This is a genomic window from Acidiphilium sp. (genome assembly GCF_049977125.1).
Classification (GTDB): Bacteria; Pseudomonadota; Alphaproteobacteria; order Acetobacterales; family Acetobacteraceae; genus Acidiphilium.
Window position 1 is genome coordinate 1 of record NZ_JBMFGY010000231.1, and the last position, 3,549, is coordinate 3,549.

Genomic DNA, 3,549 nt, shown 5'->3' on the forward strand with positions numbered 1-3,549 from the left:
GCAGGGGGAATAATGGCGGAGGAAGACGCCAATTGGCGGGTGTGGCTCGCGGCAGCGCAGCAGGGTGACCGCCGGGCTTACGCCGCCTTGTTGTCTGCTGCTCTGCCCTGGCTGCGGTCGCGCGCGCGGGCACGCTGGTCCCGGTCGGGCCCTGCGGATATCGAGGACATTGTTCAGGAAACCCTGCTCGCCCTGCACCGCAGCCTGCATCTGTACGAGCCGCCCCGCCCCGTGGCACCGTTTTTGTTCGGCATCCTGAAACTTCGTGGCGCCGACGTGCGCCGCCAGCGTCACAGGCATGCGGCGCGGGAAACGAATTTGGACGATCTGCCTGTAACCTCCGACGCTCTCACCACGTATCCTGATCAGGATGCCACGATCGATCACGCGACCATGCACGCAGTAGTCGGGCAGTTGTCATCCCGTGACCGGGAGATTCTGGATATGCTGAAACTGCAAGAGATGAGCTTGCGTGAGGCGTCGACCGTGTCGGGCCTGAGCGTCGCGACCCTGAAGGTCGGAACCTTCCGGGCGATCAAGCGCCTGCGCCGCGCGATGGGAGTGGACGATGCGGACTGAAAATCTGATCGATGCTTTGACGAACGATCTGACGCCGGTCCGGCGCCTGCGCGCGCCGGGACCAACCACGATCCTGTGGCTCGCTATCACGCTCCCCGCGCTGGCATTGGTGACGCTGATGATGGGGCCGCGGCCAAATCTGGCCGCTCTTTGGCTCCGTCCTGGTTTTGCTCTGGACGAAGCTCTGGCAGGGTTTTCTGCCATCATCGCCGCCTATGCGGCATTTTGCGCCGGGCGGCCGGATCAACCGGGATGGAAACTGGCGCTGCCGGTCGGGATGATGCTGATCTGGTTCGGTGTGCTCGGCCGCCAATGCCTGTTACTGTCGGCGTCCACCCAAGGTGGCGCACTGCGCATCCATACCGACATCGCCTGCATTCCCGCGATCGCAGTTGCCGGCATCGTACCAGCCATGGCCATGGTGATCTTGCTGCGACGCAGTCCGCTGTTCCGCACTACCCACGCCTGCTTGTGCGGTGCCATGGCCGCTGCTGCTGCGGCCGAGTTCTCGCTCCGTCTGTTTCACAGCGCGGATAGTTTTGCGACCTTGCTGGTCTGGCAGATGGGTAGTGTCGTGCTGTTCACGTTGGGCGGCAGCGCAATCGGTCGGGCCATTCTGGGGCGGTTGCGCCCACGGCGGACGACATTGGGTACCGCATCGTAACGCGATGGGGACCGTAGCCGGATTTATCGGCAACAAGTTGGCGCGATACCTCGCCCAGCCTTCACATCATCACGGCACTGGGCCAGCCACCGATCAAACGCACCTTCTCGCCTGTGTGCAACTGGCGGATGTGATTCTCGTTGAGGGAACCAGCCGGTTCAGCACGGCGATCAAATATCTCACGCAATCCACCTGGTCGCATGCCGCGCTGTACGTCGGGATGCGCGTCCTACGGCTTGGCGAGGCACCCGAACCCTGCTTCCTCGAGGCCGATGTGGTGGCGGGCGTTCGCCTCGTCGGGGTTGAGGAATTTGCCGGCTATCATGTCAGGATCTGTCGCGCAGCCGGGCTCGATGAGGCAGAGCGGGCGCTGGTTGTCGCGTTCGCCTTGAGCCGTCTCGGGGCACAATACGATCTACGCAACGTCATCGATCTTGCCCGCTATCTGTTGCCGACACCACCGGTGCCGATTCACTTCAGACGCCGGATGATTGCGTTCGGGTCCGGCGATCCGACCAGGGCTATCTGTTCCACCCTGGTCGCCCAGGCATTCCAGTCAGTGAATTATCCAATCCTGCCGGTCATCACCCATACCCTCTCCCACGCACCCGACTGCCAGGGCTGCATCGACGAAATTCTGACCATTCGCGATCATCACCTGTTCGTGCCGCGTGATTTCGACGTGTCACCCTATTTTGCGGTGATCAAACCAATGCTTGAGAACGGTATGTCAGCGATTGCGGCAACGCGACATGCGGTCAGTATTTCGAACTCGATCGAATCGTCAATCGGCATGTAACCAATCTCGACCTCGGTGCGAACAGTAATAATCGAGCCAACATCGGCCGAACGACAAACCCGAGGAGATCAATGAAATGTCCGTATTACTGAAGTCCCAGCATGGTCGCAGACTCTCGCTTGTTGCGACCGCCTTTGCGGTCGCTCTCGGCATGACGGCGGTCGCTCAAGCCCAGACCGCATCGGGCAGCTTCGTCAGCGTGCAATCTCACCGCAGCTTCCCCGGCACGATCGCAGCCCTCAAGACTGCCGTCGCATCGAATCACATGATGGTTCTGGGAACCATGAACCAGGCCAGCCAGCTATCCATGGCAGGCATGCATCTGCCAGGCGCACAAAGCTTTTTCATCGGTAATCCGGTCGTCGGCAAAAAGGCGTTTTCGATGGATGCGGCTGCCGGCGTCGTTTTGCCCGTGCGGGTCTATGTCTGGTCCAATAACGGCAAGACCTATCTCGGCTATCTCCAGCCGTCGGTCGAACTCAGCGCCGTCAACCCGCATTTCGGCATTATGGCCGGTATGCTCGACAAGACCTTTGCCAACATCACCGCGCAAGCCGCCAAGTGAATGGACAGTGCGCCGCTTGGAGCGGCGCACTGCTCAGTTCCCGGACGCGATTGTCCTGTCAAGGAGAGCCTATCATGAGTGAAACAAACGGACCATCGGCCACCCTGTCAGCAGGTGCAATCGTGACGATCGCTCTCGCCATGATGGCAGCTTCAGTGTCACCCAATGCCTTCGTCCTCTCGGCAACCGGGTTCATGACCCTGCACAAGCTTGGCGAGATCGCGATTCTGCCGGCGGTGGTGATCTGGCTCGGCCTGTTCGCCTTCAGCAGTATCGCGGGTTGGCGCGAGATTTCCAGCACATTCAAGCTGGCAATCATCGGCGGCGTCCTGGGTACAATCGCCATGGAAATCGTTCGGATCACCGGGTTTCGGTTGTTCGACGCCATGCCAGGGTCGATCCCGATGCTGCTCGGCGTGCAACTGACCGACCGTGCCATGCAGGGCCCCGATCTGGTCTCCGACACGATCGGCTATATGGATCACTTCACCAACGGGATTAGCTTTGTCTTTCTCTACATCGCCTTGTTCGGTCGCCAGCGCTGGTTTGTCGGTGTTCTGTACGGGATCGGGATCGCGACCGTGTTCATGGTGAGCCCGGTGATGAGCATTACCGGTGCGGGCCTGTTCGGCCAGGCATTCGCCCCGATCAAATTCCCCGTGACAGTCTACCTCGCCCACATCGCCTATGGCGCGACATTCGGGTTCATCCTGCAACAAGCCGCGTCAACCCCCGAACGAAGCCTCGTTCTTACAATCCTGAAGACCATTGCCGGTGCGCTCGATCCCAGACATCGCAATCATATGATCGCCCGCCACTGACGCCGCAGCGCCAATCCCAAATCCAACGAGAATCACCGATGTCCGACCCCAACGATCAGACGACCGCCGACAATGCGATGCTCGACACGCTGTCGAACCTGCGCTGGAACCGGTTCCATAC

5 protein-coding genes are annotated in these 3,549 nt (G+C 60.7%); all 5 read left to right on the forward strand.

Going from position 1 to position 3,549, the window contains the following annotated elements:
• Nucleotides 1–12: 12 nt before the first annotated feature.
• Nucleotides 13–579 (forward strand): sigma-70 family RNA polymerase sigma factor, encoded by a 567-nt coding sequence (locus ACP5E6_RS17230; RefSeq protein WP_427956264.1) that lies wholly within the window; start codon nt 13–15, stop codon nt 577–579.
• Nucleotides 569–1,243 carry an NrsF family protein gene (locus ACP5E6_RS17235; RefSeq protein ID WP_427956267.1) on the forward strand — a complete coding sequence of 225 codons (675 nt, stop codon included), beginning with the start codon at nt 569–571 and terminating at the stop codon, nt 1,241–1,243. The genes ACP5E6_RS17230 and ACP5E6_RS17235 overlap by 11 nt, the downstream gene beginning before the upstream one ends.
• Nucleotides 1,244–1,247: 4 nt before the next feature.
• Nucleotides 1,248–2,042, forward strand: a complete 795-nt coding sequence (locus ACP5E6_RS17240; RefSeq protein ID WP_427956269.1) for a YiiX/YebB-like N1pC/P60 family cysteine hydrolase — start codon at nt 1,248–1,250, stop codon at nt 2,040–2,042.
• Nucleotides 2,043–2,193: 151 nt separating this feature from the next.
• Nucleotides 2,194–2,607 (forward strand): DUF302 domain-containing protein, encoded by a 414-nt coding sequence (locus ACP5E6_RS17245; RefSeq protein WP_427956271.1) that lies wholly within the window; start codon nt 2,194–2,196, stop codon nt 2,605–2,607.
• A 74-nt stretch (nt 2,608–2,681) separates the two neighbouring features.
• The gene (locus ACP5E6_RS17250; protein WP_427956274.1) at nt 2,682–3,428 is read left to right on the forward strand and encodes a hypothetical protein; all 747 of its coding nucleotides are present in this window, start codon (nt 2,682–2,684) and stop codon (nt 3,426–3,428) included.
• Nucleotides 3,429–3,549 lie beyond the last annotated feature (121 nt).

What these genes read in the sequence shown, in the direction of transcription:
- ACP5E6_RS17240 (WP_427956269.1), top strand. Translation starts at nt 1,248, where the DNA reads ATGGGGACCGTAGCCGGATTTATCGGCAACAAGTTGGCGCGATACCTC.
- ACP5E6_RS17250 (WP_427956274.1), top strand. Translation starts at nt 2,682, where the DNA reads ATGAGTGAAACAAACGGACCATCGGCCACCCTGTCAGCAGGTGCAATC.
- ACP5E6_RS17230 (WP_427956264.1), top strand. Translation starts at nt 13, where the DNA reads ATGGCGGAGGAAGACGCCAATTGGCGGGTGTGGCTCGCGGCAGCGCAG.
- ACP5E6_RS17245 (WP_427956271.1), top strand. Translation starts at nt 2,194, where the DNA reads ATGACGGCGGTCGCTCAAGCCCAGACCGCATCGGGCAGCTTCGTCAGC.
- ACP5E6_RS17235 (WP_427956267.1), top strand. Translation starts at nt 569, where the DNA reads ATGCGGACTGAAAATCTGATCGATGCTTTGACGAACGATCTGACGCCG.